The sequence below is a fragment of the Catellatospora bangladeshensis genome, assembly GCF_016862575.1.
Lineage (GTDB): Bacteria > Actinomycetota > Actinomycetes > Mycobacteriales > Micromonosporaceae > Catellatospora > Catellatospora bangladeshensis.
In genome coordinates this window covers 99,472-115,669 of sequence record NZ_BONF01000028.1, presented here as the reverse complement: position 1 = coordinate 115,669, position 16,198 = coordinate 99,472, and the positions used below count along the sequence as shown (strand labels likewise).

14 protein-coding genes are annotated in these 16,198 nt (G+C 65.8%); 11 read left to right on the top strand and 3 right to left on the bottom strand.

All coding sequences use genetic code 11. The features are described from left to right. Positions 1 to 61: 61 nt before the first annotated feature. The gene (locus Cba03nite_RS23405; protein WP_203750205.1) at positions 62 to 217 is read right to left on the bottom strand and encodes a hypothetical protein; all 156 of its coding nucleotides are present in this window, start codon (positions 215 to 217) and stop codon (positions 62 to 64) included. Positions 218 to 239: 22 nt separating this feature from the next. Here Cba03nite_RS23405 and Cba03nite_RS23400 point away from each other — a divergent pair, with 22 nt between their 5' ends. After that, positions 240 to 1,022 (top strand): glycosyltransferase family 2 protein, encoded by a 783-nt coding sequence (locus Cba03nite_RS23400; RefSeq protein ID WP_239125966.1) that lies wholly within the window; start codon positions 240 to 242, stop codon positions 1,020 to 1,022. 78 nt (positions 1,023 to 1,100) lie between these two features. Here the strand turns inward: Cba03nite_RS23400 and Cba03nite_RS23395 are convergent, their stop codons facing one another. Together Cba03nite_RS23395 and Cba03nite_RS23390 are read right to left on the bottom strand one after the other, a co-directional pair. Beyond that, entirely contained in the window at positions 1,101 to 2,417 is a 1,317-nt protein-coding gene (locus tag Cba03nite_RS23395; RefSeq protein WP_346112785.1) for an LCP family protein, read from the bottom strand. Positions 2,418 to 2,564: 147 nt separating this feature from the next. Further along, entirely contained in the window at positions 2,565 to 3,011 is a 447-nt protein-coding gene (locus Cba03nite_RS23390; RefSeq protein ID WP_203750040.1) for a peptidase inhibitor family I36 protein, read from the bottom strand. Between the two features lie 144 nt (positions 3,012 to 3,155). Between Cba03nite_RS23390 and Cba03nite_RS40670 the strand changes: the two genes are divergently transcribed. The 10 genes from Cba03nite_RS40670 (at position 3,156) to Cba03nite_RS23350 (ending at position 16,129) form a co-directional block, all read left to right on the top strand. Next, complete coding sequence (locus tag Cba03nite_RS40670; RefSeq protein WP_373315765.1) at positions 3,156 to 3,545, top strand: transposase family protein; 390 nt, start codon at positions 3,156 to 3,158, stop codon at positions 3,543 to 3,545. Between the two features lie 308 nt (positions 3,546 to 3,853). After that, the gene (locus tag Cba03nite_RS40665) at positions 3,854 to 4,387 is read left to right on the top strand and encodes a hypothetical protein (RefSeq protein ID WP_346112787.1); all 534 of its coding nucleotides are present in this window, start codon (positions 3,854 to 3,856) and stop codon (positions 4,385 to 4,387) included. Further along, positions 4,281 to 5,132 carry an RICIN domain-containing protein gene (locus Cba03nite_RS23380; RefSeq protein ID WP_346112789.1) on the top strand — a complete coding sequence of 284 codons (852 nt, stop codon included), beginning with the start codon at positions 4,281 to 4,283 and terminating at the stop codon, positions 5,130 to 5,132. The genes Cba03nite_RS40665 and Cba03nite_RS23380 overlap by 107 nt, the downstream gene beginning before the upstream one ends. A gap of 266 nt (positions 5,133 to 5,398) precedes the next feature. Next, positions 5,399 to 6,169, top strand: coding sequence for a glycosyltransferase (locus tag Cba03nite_RS40660; RefSeq protein ID WP_373315764.1), 771 nt, complete (start codon positions 5,399 to 5,401; stop codon positions 6,167 to 6,169). A gap of 129 nt (positions 6,170 to 6,298) precedes the next feature. Continuing rightward, entirely contained in the window at positions 6,299 to 7,432 is a 1,134-nt protein-coding gene (locus Cba03nite_RS23375; RefSeq protein WP_239125965.1) for a glycoside hydrolase family 11 protein, read from the top strand. Positions 7,433 to 8,672: 1,240 nt separating this feature from the next. Continuing rightward, a complete protein-coding gene (locus tag Cba03nite_RS23370; RefSeq protein WP_203750034.1) occupies positions 8,673 to 9,698 on the top strand; it encodes a ComEC/Rec2 family competence protein in 1,026 nt (341 codons plus the stop codon). After that, the gene (locus Cba03nite_RS23365; protein WP_203750033.1) at positions 9,685 to 10,464 is read left to right on the top strand and encodes a hypothetical protein; all 780 of its coding nucleotides are present in this window, start codon (positions 9,685 to 9,687) and stop codon (positions 10,462 to 10,464) included. Before Cba03nite_RS23370 ends, Cba03nite_RS23365 begins: the two co-directional genes overlap by 14 nt. Positions 10,465 to 11,222: 758 nt before the next feature. Then, complete coding sequence (locus Cba03nite_RS23360; protein WP_203750030.1) at positions 11,223 to 12,332, top strand: hypothetical protein; 1,110 nt, start codon at positions 11,223 to 11,225, stop codon at positions 12,330 to 12,332. A gap of 195 nt (positions 12,333 to 12,527) precedes the next feature. Further along, positions 12,528 to 14,837 (top strand): Piwi domain-containing protein, encoded by a 2,310-nt coding sequence (locus Cba03nite_RS23355; protein WP_203750027.1) that lies wholly within the window; start codon positions 12,528 to 12,530, stop codon positions 14,835 to 14,837. After that, positions 14,834 to 16,129 carry a PD-(D/E)XK nuclease domain-containing protein gene (locus Cba03nite_RS23350; protein WP_203750024.1) on the top strand — a complete coding sequence of 432 codons (1,296 nt, stop codon included), beginning with the start codon at positions 14,834 to 14,836 and terminating at the stop codon, positions 16,127 to 16,129. Before Cba03nite_RS23355 ends, Cba03nite_RS23350 begins: the two co-directional genes overlap by 4 nt. Positions 16,130 to 16,198 lie beyond the last annotated feature (69 nt).

The following is a 16,198-nucleotide window of genomic DNA, read 5'->3' as shown; positions in this document are numbered from 1 at the left end:
AACGTCCCTCCAGCGGTGCCGACATCGAGCGAACCGCGCCCCCACAAGGCCTTTCGGCAGTTCAGGAGATCAACTGATCGGGCTCCGTGCCTTGCGGAGGTCCGAAGGCGTACGGCAAGCTGTCGGCCGTGCACACGGGATCGCCCTCAGCCACGACGGAATCGCCCGAGACATCGAGCACCGAGAGACGATCGACGCGAACGATCAGCGTCGTCATCGCGGCACACAACGAGGCCAAAGTGATCGGCAGGTGCCTCGACTCCCTGCTCGAAGGCACGCTTCCCGGCGAACTGGACATCATCGTCGTGCCCAACGGCTGCACCGACGACACCGCCGCCATCGCCCGCACCCGGCGCGACGTACGCGTCATCGAGCTGGCCGAGGCAGGAAAGGCCCTGGCGCTCAACACCGGCGACGCCGCCGCGACCACGTTCCCCCGGGTCTACCTCGACGCCGACGTGGTGCTCACCCGGGGCGCACTCGGCGAACTCGCCGACTCCCTGGAAGCCGGCGCCCCGCAGGTGCTCGCCGCCATGCCGCGGCGCAGCCTGGTGACCACCGGCCGCACCCTGCCGGTGCGGGCCTACTACGCCATCAACTCGCGCATGCCGGTCTTCGACGACGCCCTGTTCGGACGGGGCACGATGGTGCTGTCCGAGGCCGGCCGCGCGCGCTTCGGCACCTTCCCCGATCAGATGGCCGACGACCTGTTCCTGGACTCCCTGTTCAGCTCGGCCGAGAAGCGGCAGAGCCCGACGGCGACCGCCTTCGTGCAGACCCCGGTCCGGACCCGCGACCTCATCCGCACGCTGGCCCGGGTGCGCGCCGGCAACGTCCGGCTGCGCGCGACCCACACCGGCATCCGGGAGACCAAGCGCTCGTCCTGGCTGCGCGACGTCGTGCTGCCCCGGCCCCGGCTCATCCCCGCGGCCGTGTTCTACGTCGGGATCACCCTAATCGCCGCCGTGCGGGCGCGCCGGCAGCGTGAGGGCAGCTGGGGCCGCGACAACTCCACCCGCTGACCGGCTACGCCCTTCAGGTCGTTCACTGAACCATCCCCCGTGTTGCTTCGGTATTCAGGCGCCGAAGCCGCTCGGGTGTCACTTCTTGGCGGCCAGCGCCTGCAGCGTGGGGATGTCGTCCGCCAGCAGCGCCGCATAGAACGGCCCCACCTTCGCCGTATCGGCCAGCACGACGCTTTCGGTGCCCTTGCGCCCGGTTCCGGTGGTAGGGCTGGTGTAGAAGTTCAACGCGCCGCCCTTGACGCCGCGCAGGTCCATCGCGGTGTCGAGCAGTGACATGGTCCGGTCGACCGAGACGGCGCCCGCGGTGGCGCTCAGGAACGAGTTCAGCTTGGCCGGGCTGGACAGGATGCCGCCCGAGCTGGCCTTGTTCACGATCGCCTTGATCACCTGCTGCTGGTGCTGGATGCGCGCGAAGTCACCCGTGGCGAACTGCTTGCGCTGGCGGGCGTAGTCCAGGGCCTTCTCCCCGTTCATCACCTGCTTTCCCGCGTTGAAGCGCAGGTACGGCGGATGGATGGACGTGAAGCTGCTCTCGACGGTGATCTCCACACCGCCCAGGGCGTCCACGATCTCCTTGAACCCGGCGAAGTCCACGACGATCACGTTGTCGATGCGCACCTTGGTGAACCGCTCGACGGTCTGCACCATCAGCGGGATGCCGCCCCAGGCGAACGCAGCGTTGATCTTCGCTTCGCGGCCGCCGTTTCCGTTCTTGGACTTGGGGACGAACACCCACGTGTCGCGGGGGATGGAGATCAGCTGAGCGCTGGCGCGGCTCTTGGGAATGTGCGCCAGGATGATCGTGTCGGTGCGGGAGCCGGCGGTGGCCTCCGGGTCCCGGGTGTCGCTGCCCAGGATCAGGAAGTTCTTGACCTCGGGCTCGGCCTTCACCGGACGCTCCGCCTCCGGGATGTCCTCGAAGGCGTCCACCCGCTCGATGCTGGAGTCCACCGAGCGCAGGTACAGCCCTACGGCGACGACCCCGCCCCCGGCCAGCAGCACGAACACCAGTGCTCCGATGAGAGCGATCCGCTTGGCACGCCGACGCCCACGCGACGGCGTCTTGGGCGGCTCGGCGTCGGTTTCGAGGATCTGTGCCTCGTCGGCGGCCGGAGGCTGGGAGGCTTGCACAGAGGGGGAACGGCGGGACATGGCCGCGAGCGTACTAAGAACGCCCGCTTTCCGACGACCCGCTCCCATCTGGCAGGCATTGCGGCCCGCCTCGCGTGGCCGTTTCGCACTGCTCGGGGAGCTGGACAGCACGGCGTGACGCATCCAACATGGACCATCCTGAAGTGAGCAGTGGAAACCGGACACCAGTACCCAGCCGCGGCCGAGCGGCGCCTGCTCGCCGAAGCCCTCGTCGCCACCAGCGGCTGCGAGTTGATCCACACTCAGAAACCAGCGCCTCCGGCGGGGGCGGTTGGCGGTGGGCCATCCTGCCCACCGCCAGCCCAAACGATTGCCTACGCGGAATCTGTTCTCGCCAGCGGCTCGTTGGCGGGTAGTGGCCGGCGTGCCAGCCCTCTTATCGCTGCGTCAGCAGTACGGGAAGCTATTGGTCCAACGATGTGAAGCCAGGTAAACCCCGTCACTGATGCCCGAAATGAACGACATCTTTTTGCCCTGGGCAATGCAACCCCAAATATCGTTGGAGTTGTAATTGATGTTCTCGTACAGCATCACTCCCAGGAAGGAGGTGCTCTGCCCGCGGTTGTAGATGGACTTCACCTTGTTGTACCCCGACCACGAACAGGTGACCGGAGCGTTCATCCAGTCGTTGTCCGCGTTCGCCCAGTTGCAACGGGAGCCCGTGCCGTCATACCCGCTCCAGACACAGAGATCGCCAACGGGGCAGTCCCAGGCCGCCAGGGCCGCCGTAGTCTGGGCGGTCGTAGCGTGAGCGGCCGTTGCGGGTCCGGTCAAAAGCAGAATCATCCCTGACAGAACGGCGGCAATCCCGCGGGAGATGTTACCTCGGCTCAAAGCATTCCTCCTCATCTATGCGCGTTGATACAGCGTGTCGACAGCTGGTCATCGACGCCCAAACCGTCGGGGACGTTGCCCGCGCGGTCCGAGTCAACTGGGGCCGGCCATCATCGGGTGCGGAGGCCGACGAATTCCGGATTGATGCCAGGAGATGGCTGGCGACGGCCTTCTGGCTTGGACCGGAAACCGGACGCCGCCGGACGCTCGTCTGCGACGGAAAGGGCGCCGGAGGAGCTGCGGCCGGTCCTGGCCGAGGTAGGTCCGGCGTGGGTCGCCGGTCGGGAGGTCCGGCTGCACGCCCGGCGTGGTGGCCGGCGTCGGCGGCCGGCGGGCGCGGGCGAACCCCTCGAACCGTGCCCGGCCGACCGGCTGGTGATCACACTCGTGCACCTGCGGACGGGCTTCTCGCGCGATGCCCTCGCTGTGGCGTTCGGCGTTGCCCCGTCCACCGTCACGCGCGGGCGATCAGACAGGTCCCGCCGCCGCCGGCCGGCCCGGAGCGCAGCTGTTCGCTGGGCTGGCCCCGTGTGATCGCTGCTGGTCGTCACAGGCCCGCGACAGGAACGGCGTGGACGTCGAGCGCGGGCGACCGCGCGGGTACTTGACCGGAGCCGGGCAGTCCCGGTTGAACATTGACACTTTTCGTTCCTCCAGTGATAGTAAGTGCACACTGTTCCCATCGGGTCTCTGGCCTGTGGCCGGCGTAACCGAGAGATCGACCTCTTCATCCCCGTCGCCGGCCAGCTCGGCCTGAGCCAGACTGCACGCCGCCCACCGTCGCAGCCGTCGATGCGTCACACCCGAGGGAGCGCCCCACCGGCACGCCCTTGGAGGGTGGAATGAGAAAACGAACAACGGTCAGCGCCGGGCTGGCGGCAGTCGTCGTCGCAGCAGCCACAACCGCGATCCTGGTATTCGGTCCCACCCCGGCAGATGCCGCGGTCGGCGGATCCGGCCCGTACCCGGCCGACTACGAGACCTCGAGCACGCTGCCCAACCACACCATCTACCGCCCGCAGACCCTGCCGAGCCAACGCATGCCCGTGTTCGTCTGGGGAAACGGCGGCTGCTCCGGTAACGGCCTGGACCAGCAGAACTTCCTGCGCGAGATCGCCTCGCACGGCTTCCTGGCCATCGCCAACGGCGCTCCCGGTGGATCGGGCAGCACCAACTCGTCGATGCACACGGCGTCCATGGACTGGGTCGTCGGAGAACAGCCGGCAGGGCAGCAAGTACTACGGAAAGATCGACACCTCGAAGATCGCCGTGGCCGGCTTCTCGTGCGGCGGCCTGGAGGCGTACGCCGTCGACAACGACCCACGGGTCACCACCGTCGCCATCTTCAGCAGCGGGTTGCTCAACGACGCCGATGACTACCAGCTGCGGCGACTGACCGTGCCGATCGCCTACTTCATCGGCGGACCCAGCGACATCGCCTACGGCAACGCCATGGACGACTGGGGCAAGTTGCCGTCCGGCCTGCCCGCGTTCATGGGCAATCTCAACGTCGGACACGGTGGCACCTACGGCCAGACCAACGGCGGCGAGTTCGGCCGCGTCGCGGTGCTCTACCTCAAGTGGCGCCTGAAGGGCGACATGACCGCCGGCAGCAACTTCGTCGGCTCCAACTGCGGGCTGTGCGGCACCCAGTGGCAGGTGCTGCAGAAGAACCTCACCCTCGACACCCCGCCGAGCAGCCCGCCGCCCAGCCCGCCGCCGAGCAGCCCGCCACCTGGCTCCACCGGTCCACTGCGCGGCGTCGCATCGAACCGTTGCCTGGATGTCAACGGGCGCAGTCAGTCCGACGGGGCGCTAACGCAGATCTGGGACTGCAATGGCGGCACCAACCAGACCTGGACGGCGACATCCAGCAACCAGCTGACCGTCTACGGCAACAAGTGCCTCGATGCCGGGGGCACCGCCTCCGGGACCCGGCTCCAGATCTGGACCTGTCACGGCGGAGCCAACCAGCAGTGGCGGCTCAACTCCGACGGCACCATCACCGGCGTTCAGTCCGGCCTCTGCCTCGACGTGACCGGCGCGGGCACCGGCAACGGCACGGCCGTGGTGCTGTGGACATGCCACGGCGGCAGCAACCAGCGCTGGACTCGATCCTGACCCGCAACTGAGCGCACGAGTCGGCAATAACAGAGGCGAGGGGTGGGAATTCCGACCGGGGATTCCCACCCCCCGCCTGCACCCATACTCCGGGCCCGCCCTGCCCGCCCGTCACCTTTTTGATGTCCCCAGCCGGGGGCGGCTCGGGTGGCGTCGACCGATGGCGGTGAGCTGGTCCAGGACGGCGATCACAGCCTCTCTTGGTGCGACCGTGGGCCGGTCGAGCGCGATCGTCACGTCCAGGGAGTGGATGACGGCATGGCTGAGTGCACCGGCTGCACCGCCGCCCGGCGGCTGCCACGCGTGCAGTCTTGGCGATCGGAGCTGGTCGAGCAGGTCGACGAGCGGCAGCGATCGCGTCCGGCACCCCGCATGTGGTGCTCGCACACGGAGCGGACCGCCCGGACAACGCCCGCCGGCTGCACGCCCTCGGACTTGCCGAGTGGCTGCCCGCGGCACGATGGCAGGTCGACGCGGTAGCCGAGCTCATCATCCGCGTGCTGACCGAACCGGCATACCGCGATCGAGCGTACACATTGGCGACCACATGGACCCGGACCGGACTGCCGCCGAGGCATGCATCCACCTCGAGGCACTGCTCGGCCGGCAGGTCCACGGGACCTGATCGGGCTGCGGTGGGGTGGCCCACATCTTCTGGTGACCGCTGGCGCGCCGCTTCGGACCATCCGGCCCGACGTATCGGTGCAAGGGTCACCGGCCGGACGGGCCGCCGCGCCGCGACAACGCGGCACGGCAGATCCGAAACAGTCCGAAACTTTCGGAATCCCCAGGCCGTGCGTCGCCCCACTTTTTCGGGCTCGATACCGACATATCGACGCCTGCCCAACACGACCGACCCCACGCCACTTCGATCTGTGAAACGTCCCGCTGGTCCAGCCAACCCGGACATGATTTCCGAAATGTTTCCGGAAGTTGTTGACAGTGCGACAACGTGGGATCCATATTGGTGCGATCGACAGACATCACTGCCGGTCCGGGCCAACCGCGGCCCGGCACTCCGGTCGTCGAACGCATGACGACCGGCCCCACCACCGCGTGGTACGGCCCACGCACGGTGGCCCGACACCACAGCCACCGACAGTCCTACCGGGTCGCATCACCCTGTCACACCTTTTCGCCAGCCTTCACGAGGAGGAAGCACGCACATGCACGAGGCACCCATCCAACGGAAGAGCCGCAGAGGCGGCCGCCTCAGAATGCTCATCGGCGGCGCCTGCGCCGTCGTGGTGGCCGTCGCCAGCACGTTGATGGCCACCAACGCTTACGCCGAGGCCGACCGGCAGGTCTGCTCGAACACCACCGGCACGCACAACGGGTTCTACTTCTCGTTCTGGAAAGACAGTGGCGACGCCTGCATGGTGCTGCGCGAGAACGGCCGCTACTCCAGCTCCTGGAGCAGGAGCACCAACAACTGGGTCGGCGGCAAGGGTTGGGCCACCGGTAGCCGGCGGACGGTCAGCTACTCGGGCACCTACAACCCGGGCAACAACAACACCTACCTCGCCCTGTACGGGTGGACGCGGAACTCGCTGATCGAGTACTACGTTGTGGAGAACTTCGGCAGCTACAACCCGAGCAGCGGCGCTCAGCGGCTGGGCACGGTCACCACCGACGGCGGCACCTACGACATCCTGCGCAGCCAGCGGGTCAACCAGCCGTCGATCGACGGCACCGCCACGTTCTACCAGTACTGGAGCGTGCGCCAGCAGAAGCGGAGCAGTGGCACCATCACCTTCGCCAACCACGTCGACGCCTGGGCCCGCGCCGGCCTCAACCTCGGCAGCAGCTGGGCCTACCAAGTCATGGCGACCGAGGGCTACCAGAGCCAGGGAAGCTCCGACATCACCGTCCGGGAAGGCACCAACCCCGATCCTGGACCCACCACTGGACCGCCGAGCGGTACCAGCCAGATGATTGTGGGTCAGCAGTCCGGCAGGTGTCTCGACGTCCCGAACTCGAGCACCACCAACGGCACCCAGCTCCAGTTGTACGACTGCTGGGGTGGCTCGAACCAGCGGTTCACTCACACCTCAAGCAGGCAGCTGACGGTGAACGGCAAGTGTCTGGACGCCTCAAATGGGGGCACCAGCAACGGCACCGCGGTGATCCTCTATGACTGCCACGGCGGCGCGAACCAGCAGTGGAATGTCAACAACGGCACCATCACCAGCGCGCAGTCAGGGCTGTGCCTCGACGCCGGCGGCACCGGCAACGGGACGAAGATCCAACTGTACAGCTGCTGGGGCGGGTCGAACCAGCAGTGGAGCTTCCGGAACTGACCCGGCGCCACGGGGCCAGGCACGGACCGGTCTGACACCGCAAGGCAGGTGCGGCTGGGGTGCCGACGACGGTCGGCACCCCAGCCTCCGTGCGGGGCCATCCGGCGGGGTGCCCGGGATGGACGGCTCCGGTCAGGACGTGGTGCCGGTGACCGGAGCTGCTTGTGAACACGCGATGGCTGTGACCACTGCCAACCTGGCTGCGTTGACGGGGCACGCGGGGTGACGGGAGTGCCGCCTGCATCGCGTCGATGTTTCCCTACTTACGGAAGAGGTCATGATCTCCCCAGCGACACCACCCGGAGGCGCTCAAGAACCAACGGCTCGGGCACGCCATGCCGGGTATCGCCGGGGTGTACTCCCACGTCACCGAGGCGATGCAGCCAGCACTGCTGGAGGCGTTGCAGCGGCGCTGGCAGGACAGCGGTGCCCGCTGGTGGACGCCCGAGGAGGTGCAATCATGAAGGGGAAGAGGTCACCGGTCCAGTCACCCACCGGCCGTAGGCGCCGTAGCCTGGGCGGACGCCGCAGGCCCGTAACGACCATGTGATGATTGAGCCATTACAGATGGAGCAGGGTCCCATCAAATTGATGAAGCCGCATGAAGGTTTCCCTTCATGCGGCTTCTGAACTGCATATTTTGGTGGGCGATACTGGGATCGAACCAGTGACCTCTTCCGTGTGAACGAAGCGTCCAAACTGGACTTGACCTGCGGTTTTGTTCGATCTTCGCCGGGACGTCGGTGCAGTTCAACGCAGTTCTGTGCAGTTCAGCGCAGTTGAGTGCAGTACGGCGCGGGCCGTTGCTCCACGTTTTGCTCCACGCCGGCCCGGTCGCCGCGGAACCCAATCACGGTGCCGACAGCCACCAAGGGACGAGTCCGGCCCGCCCGCTGGCGCACGATAGCTTCCCGAACATTCTGACCCGCCCGCTCGGGCCTGATGGTTTCCCGACTCGGAGGGACGACCGCACCACAGCCATCCTCCGCACGGACCGACAGAAGTGAGAACATAAGCCCTTTGCCGCACACCTCTCCGCCGAATGATCGTCCGTCGTCGATCGCGCATAGATCCACTTACAGGCTGTCACCCATTGACGAAGAACCCTCGCTTTGAGGGCCTTCTGGATCGTCGACTTTGCGACAAAGTTTGTATCGATCACGCATGTAGGCGTACCGTCCGCCATCGGCCTCATACGGCCACACGAAGGCGCCTTAGACCGGAGGTTCGAATGCATGCCGTGGACCTACTTCCTGTCGAGAACGCAGAGCAAGACGGGGGAAAGAGCGGTGACGCAATCGTTGTAGAATTTCCATTTGAATCTGAAGCCAGACAAGCCGTCATGATCATTGATGGGGGACGGACCTACACGAGCGATCAGCTAATCGATCACGTGAGGGAGCACTGCCGCACCAGCGTTGTGGACTTGATGATCTGCACACATCCAGATGCGGATCACCTCAACGGCCTAACGCGAGTCGTCGAGGAGCTTCGTGTTCGTGAGCTGATGATTCACTTGCCGTTCAACCACCATGAGGATATCTCCGAATTCAGTAACCTTGAAGCATTGTTGGGATTAATTAAGACCGCCATTGCCCAAGGCACTGATATCACCGAACCATTTACCGGCCTCACGCGTTTTGCCGGTCAACTGGAAATTCTTGGTCCTTCACTTGAGTACTATCAGGAGTTACTTTTCGAACAACTTGGCGCCGACAACCACATCATCGCTTCCGCAGAGGTGATGTTCAAAAGAGCAAAATCGAAACTCAAAGAGATCCTTAGCCATGTACCACTCGAAACCTTAGACAACTTGGGTCAAACCTCAGCGCGCAACAACTCTTCCGTGATTACTTTACTAAGGGCCGATCAGAAGCGGATGCTATTTACCGGAGACGCCGGTATCACCGCACTCGAACATGCGGCGCAACGATACGAAGCTACAGTCGGCCCATTTTCGAGCATGCCGATTTCGATGTTTCAAGTACCGCATCACGGTAGCCGCCGAAATCTAGGGCCGGCGATTCTCGACAGAATTCTGGGGCCCAAGGAGTCACCATATGCCAAGTACACAGCCGTAATCAGCTCAGCCAAAGTCGACGAAGACCACCCGTCCCCGAAGATCGTAAATGCACTTTTGCGTAGAGGATGTAGCGTCATCGCTACCGAGGGAAATACCATCTCTTATGGCGATGGTTGGAAAAGTCGCACGGGGTGGACACCTATCCAGTCTCTGCAATATTCAGCCGAGGATGATGATGATTAACTCCCTCCTGGGAGGCTTCGACGTTTACGTCATCCGCGCCCGCGTCTACCCAGGCCTGTTGGCGCTGGTTCTCCCGGTTGGTGTAATGGGTGTGGCTTTGATTCAGCTACGCCCAGCTCTAGCGTGGGTGCCAATGGCAGCATCGATGGGCACCTTGTTTTTCCTGTCGAGCTTCACTCGATCGCTGGGGAGACGTCTGGAGCCGAAGCTGGTCCGACAGTGGGACGGTCTTCCCACTACCCGAATGCTTCGACACAGAGAGACACACAACGCGTTAGTCTTCGAAGAACGCCGAAAGGCCCTGGAGAAACTGACCGGCGTCGCGCTCCCGACGAAGCGGCAAGAAAGCAATAGCCCGACGAAGGCCGACGATGCCTATATCGCCGCGGTTAGAAAACTCATCAATCGAGTTCGCGACTCGACCACAGAATTTCCCCGCGTCTTCGAAGAAAACATTCACTATGGCTTCGCTCGAAATCTGTTGGCACTTAAGGCGATCGCATTGATCGTTCTCGCCTTTTCTTCTATGGGCATTAGCATCTTGGTGTGGCGCGGAGGCGCGACTCCGGAAGCCATAGCTGCACTTAGCTTTTACGCCCTCGCAGCCGTCCTTTGGACGTTCTTCATACGGCCGGCGTGGGTGCATCAAGTAGGGCAGACCTATGCGGACCGATTGTTCGATGCTCTCGATGTGATCGACGCACAACCTCCCGCAACATTGCCGGGCCAACGGGAGTCAGCTAACGATTCAGTAGGCCCAAACTGATCACGGCGGCTGCCGTCAGCTCCGCCCGCAGCGAGGAGCACTGGGCCGTGGTCGAGGCGAACATGGCCTGGTTACAGCACCAGCTACGCCGCCGACCGGGTTCCTCGACGTGGTGCTCCCGCGCGACCGCCTCGCCGCACGCGACAAGGTTTCTACCCGAGGTCCCACCACCTTTGGCTGACTCTCGCGCCACGGCATGCGCGATGGATCAACTCCCCCCGGCACATGGACAAGGGGCCGGTGACCAGATACGGCAGTTCGCTGCTTCCCATCGCGGCTTCGTAGGCGTGCCAGACCACGCCGTACAGGGACTCGCATTCCGCCTCCCCTGCCATCGGCCGCGACGAGCTGGACCACCAGCAGATTCGCGAGAGTGTCGAGATCGGCGGCAGCGAATTCGAACATCTCCCGCCCTTGGGTCAGCAGCCAGGCGCAGTCGGCACCGCTGACCATGCCGACGACGACAGCGCTGGGCAGCGCTATCCGCGCAGAACATCGCCGTCGCGGGAGGCCTCGCCCTCGCCGCTGGGTCGAGGTGAAGGCTGGAGAACGCCGCGATCGTCCCCCTTCACCACAGCAGGCGGCATGCACCTCATGATCGACTAAAGCAGAGGGTGCCCGGTCCCTCCGGGCCGGGCATCCCCACCCGGCCTGGCCCGAGGCGTGCTCGCCACCCCGGCATCGGGTCTGAGGACATTGGACGTGTAAGCTGGAATTCTTGCCTTCACACGGGTGAGGTCACGAAGGTAGACCTGCAGATGCCGCTCAACTCCGGCCAACCCGACGCCACCACCCCCGGCCTCTTCCCGATCCCGCCTGGACCCGCGCGGGAGAAGCTGCGACAGAAGTACCGCGCGTTGACCGACGCCGTCCAGCGGGTCTGGATCGCCACCGTCCGCAGCGACGTCGAGCTGCACCCAGGCCATTTCCACCTCGACTGCGAGCAGGTCGTCAACGACACCGCCGCCGCGCTGGCCGCCGCCCGGACGATCGACACCCTCTTCGTGGAGCTGCTCAGCGGGCCTGATCGCGCACGTTACGTCCAGATGTGGACCGATGATCCGGACGGCCGGGTGGTCCGGGGGGTCGTGCTGGTCCGCAACGCTGAGATCCACGCCCACACGCCGATCGAGATGGGCTCGCCCCGCCTCGTCAGCGGGTTCGGCAAGGACGGGTGGCGGGTCTTCCCGCAGTGGCACGAGTACGGTGACCTGCCCCCCGAGATCCAGAAGGGGGGTGCGCAGGACAAGACCGCACCAGGAGCCCACGACCGATACCGGGACTCGGTCGGCGGTCGGCTGGTGATCGAGACGCTCATGGCGGTGGTGCGGTTCTTCGACCGGTGTGACCCCTCGCTGACCCGCCGCGCCGATGACGGCGACATCGAGGGCTTCCCCCTGGTGGCGTTCATCGAGCACGAGTACGAGTGCCGCCACCCGTACTGGCCGACCTGGGCCGAGTTCAACGAGCAGCTCCTCGACCGATGGACGATCATGGCGCCCACCGGTAGGGGGAGGCAGATCCGGCGGGCGGTGCGGGCCGACGGTACGACGCTGCTGGTGGGCTGGACCGATCTCGGCTTCCACAACCAGTCGTTCCTCGACTCCGCCGAGCAGGTCGCGTGGGACGTCGCCGGAGGGTTCCCGTACACCGCCGCGACCAAGGCGGGCGAGATCCTGCAGGTGACCGTGGACGCGGAGATCCTGATGCTCGGCGACATGCCGCTGGCGGAGGTCGAGTTGGCCGACACGGCCACCGCTGGCGCGGACCTGGTGACCGAGCGCTCCGACTCGGACCTCGTCAGCTGGTGGAAGTCGCAGCTCGGCAACGCCTTCCGGTACCGCGATCACCGGCGGCCAGCGGCTTAGTCCGAGGTCGCCGATGCACGCCAGACCCGCCTGTCGAGGGCGGCGGGTCCGGCGGGGCGCCTGCTGTCAGCGCTGGCTGCGGGAACTGTCGCAGCTCGGTGAGACGATGCTCAGTTAGTCAGCTCGGTGGGGAGCGAACCGGCCTTCCGGTCGCCCGCGGTCCCAGCCGAGGTCGCGGGAGAGGGTGATGCCCCGTTGAACGAGTACCGCCGGTCCACCTCGCCCATGCTGGCCTTCAACTTCCTGCCGGTCGCGTTCTCGGCCGACCGGTTTGACGGCGGGCTGGTCGAGTTCGAGTCGTCGGAGCAGCTCCGCGACCTTCAGCAGAAGCTGGTCGGCACCCACGTGGTCACCAGGACGAGGGACGGGATCGCCTGCATCCCCCTCACCGCCGCGGCCGATATACATGGCGAGGCGACCTCGTTCGCCACGCGGGACCACCGAAGCCTGACGATGCGCCTGGTCCAGGAGGCCCTCACCCGGGCGGTGCTGGGCTGGGGTTACAAGCTGCGCCGCCGCTACCCGCCGGAGTTCGTGTCGCGGCTCAAGGGCAGGGACCTGCTGGAGCCGTCGGTCCGGGGCCGACGCCAGGAGGACCTGGCGAAGCTGCACGTATTCCCGCAGTTCCGCCTGGACGCGCGGGTCGCCGGCCCGTCGAACTGCCCTGGGGTCATCGTCGGTGTGAAGACCCGTTACGAGATCGACATGACGGTCGCCGACCTGATCCAGCGTGGCGTCAAGGTCACCGGCTTCGACGTCATGCATCTCGACGAAACGATCGAGCTGGACCCGGAGCTGGACGCCCTCGCCGCCCGCCGCAACGCCGGTGCGATCGAGCGTGTCGAGAACGGCTTCCTGATCCTGCGCGACGCCCCTGGTGTGAGCCGTGTCCGCGCCGATCAGGCGTGGCTGGCCAGCCGGCGCGACGCTTTCAACGACGTCATCGCCGCCCTGGCGGGCGCCGACGGGACACGGATCGCCAAAGAGCTGGAGAAGGCCACCTTCGACCTGCTGGGTGCCTTCGGCCGGTACGACAAGACGATTGAGATCGGCAAGCGGCTGACCAAGCAGCCGATCGAGATCGCCACCGGGCTGTCGATCTCCATCGAGGTGCCGGTCGGGTCGAGCACGGGACGCACCGCCAGCTGGAGCCGGTACGAGACGCCGACGTTCCGGTTCGATCAGGCAGGCGACAAGAACCACCCGTCGTCCCCTGACAAGGGCCTGGACCAGTACGGCCCGTTCGACGTGGAGTTCTTCGCCAAGAAGAAGCCGAAGATCGCCATCGTCACGCCCCGCGTCCACAAGGGCGTGGTGGAGAACTTCATGACCAAGTTCCTCTACGGGGTGCAGGGCGAGAAGGTCTTCAGCCAGGGCTTCATCCGCAAGTACCACCTCTCCGGCTGCGACTGGGTCATGCACGCCTTCGACGGCGGGCCCACCGACGCCGCGGCATACCGGCGGGCGTGCAAAGACGCCCTGCAAGACGGCAACGTGGACCTGGCCATCGTGATCACCAGCGAGGCGCAGACGCACCTGGCTGGCAACGACAGCCCATACCTGGTGGCCAAGTCCACCTTCATGGGCCAGGGCGTGCCCGTGCAGGAGGTCCGGATCGAGACGGTCCGGCAGAGCAAACTCGCCTACCCGCTCAACAGCATCGCGCTGGCCTGCTACGCCAAGCTCGGCGGTATCCCGTTCGTGATCGCCGCGCCCCGCGCCCTCGCCCACGAACTCGTCATCGGCATCGGCAGTGCCCACGTCAAGGCCGGTGGCTCAGACGACGTCGAGCGGATCGTCGGGATCACCACCGTCTTCAGCTCCGACGGCAACTACCTGCTGTCCAACAAGTCCCGCGACGCCGACTACGCCGACTACCCACAAGAACTACTGCAGTCGCTGACCGAGTGCATCGAGGACATCAAGGTCCGCAACGCCTGGCAGAAGGGTGACGAGCTCCGGCTGGTATTCCATGTCTTCAAACCGCTCAAGGACATCGAAGCCGTCGCGGTAAAGAACCTCGTCGAGCGGCTCACCCGCGAGTACGCCAAGGTCGAGTTCGCGTTCCTGCATGTCAGCACCGACCACGACTGGGTCATGTTCGACCGGGCCAGCAACGGCGTCGCCAACAGCTGGGGCCCCGGCGGCGGCCCGGCCAAGGGCCACTATGTCCCCGACCGTGGCTACGCGGTGCCGATAGGGCACCGGGAGATGCTCATCGCCGTAGGCGGGCCCATGGACCTCAAGAGCGCCATGCACGGCGCGCCCCGGCCCCTGCTGCTCAAGCTCCACCGCGAGTCGACCTTCACCGACATCGAGTACCTGGCCCGGCAGGTCTACCGGTTCACCTTCATGTCCTGGCGCAACATGTACCCGTCCCGCATCCCGGTGACGATCATGTACTCCGACCTGATCGCTGACCTTCTCGGCCATCTGCGCTACGTGAAGTACTGGAACCTCGACGCCATCACCACGAAGCTGCGCTCCAGCAGGTGGTTCCTGTGATCGAAGACGCGAGCCCGGCCACGCGCGCCGACACCGGTACGCTCCTCACCGCCCAGCTCACCGGCCTGGAAGAACTCGTCCTGCAGGCAAACAAGCCGGGCAACCTCGACGGACTACTCGCTCACCACATCCTCGGCGCACGGCGCCTGAGCGTCCCGTGGAACGTCGACCCGATGAGCGAGCAGTGGATGGCCGACAACGAGCACCGGCTCGCCCACGCCCACGGCCTCGCCGTCCTCGGCTACGGCCTCACCTCGTTCCCCTCCCCCGCCGCACAGGCCGCCCGCCGGCACCTGGCCGCTGGCCTCCCGCCGCTCATGCGCAAGAACCCCTTCCAGACCGACGGGGTGACCTTCGTCAACGACCCTGCCCAGATCGTCGGCCTCGCCCTCGCTGTCACCGCGGCCCACGAGGACGTACCCCCGGCGCGGGCCTGGCTCGCCGACGTCCTGCACGACCCCCGCCTGCAACCCGCAAACCTGCTGCTGGGCGTCTTCCAGGAGCACGCCCGCCAGGTCCTCGACACCGCGCCCGTCCTCAAACCCGACATCCTCAGCAGCGACGACCCCGTCGACCTCGCCGGCCTGCACTGGCTGGCTTCCTCGGCCAAGAGCCTGTCCGTGAAGGACCCCAACGACCTGCGTCGTCTTCAGTCGAAGATCCTCACCACCATCGCCCTCGGCCAGACAGGGCAGGTATCCGCTCCACGAGCCGCCCTGCTGATGGAGGCCGCCGCGCAGATCGTGACCGCCAGCGTCGACGAGCTCGTCCTCAGCCGCAACCACGTCGGTGTCCTGCTCAGCCGCTTCGAAGACGCCATGCGCCAATGGCGCTACGACGGCGACGACCTCGACAACCCCGTCCGCTGGCCTATCACCTCCGAACGCGAAGTCCAGAACATCATCTGGATCATGCTCCGGCCCGTCTTCGACGACCTCGTGGACGAGGAGACGCTGCGCAAGCGAGGCCACAGCACCTACCGAGCCGACTTCGGAATCCCTTCCCTCGGCCTGCTCATCGAGGTCAAGTACGCCCGCAAAGCCGCCGACTTCAAGACCTTCGAGAAGGAGATCTACGAGGACTACGTCGCCTACCTGACCGGCAACGGTCCGTACCGCAAGATGACCGTCTTCATCTACGACGAGTCCGTCTCCGTCCAGGAACACGGCACTACCCGCAGAGCCCTCCTCGACCTCCCCAACATCACCGACGTCATCATCGTCTGCCGCCCGAGCCACGTCCCAGCCCCCGCGCGAACACCTCGCAGACGCACGCGCCGGACCAATCCATAGTGAGCTCAGTCGCGTGCGTCGGAAGATCAGTCGGACACCTGCATCTGTGCCGTTCGGCGCCCAGCCTAG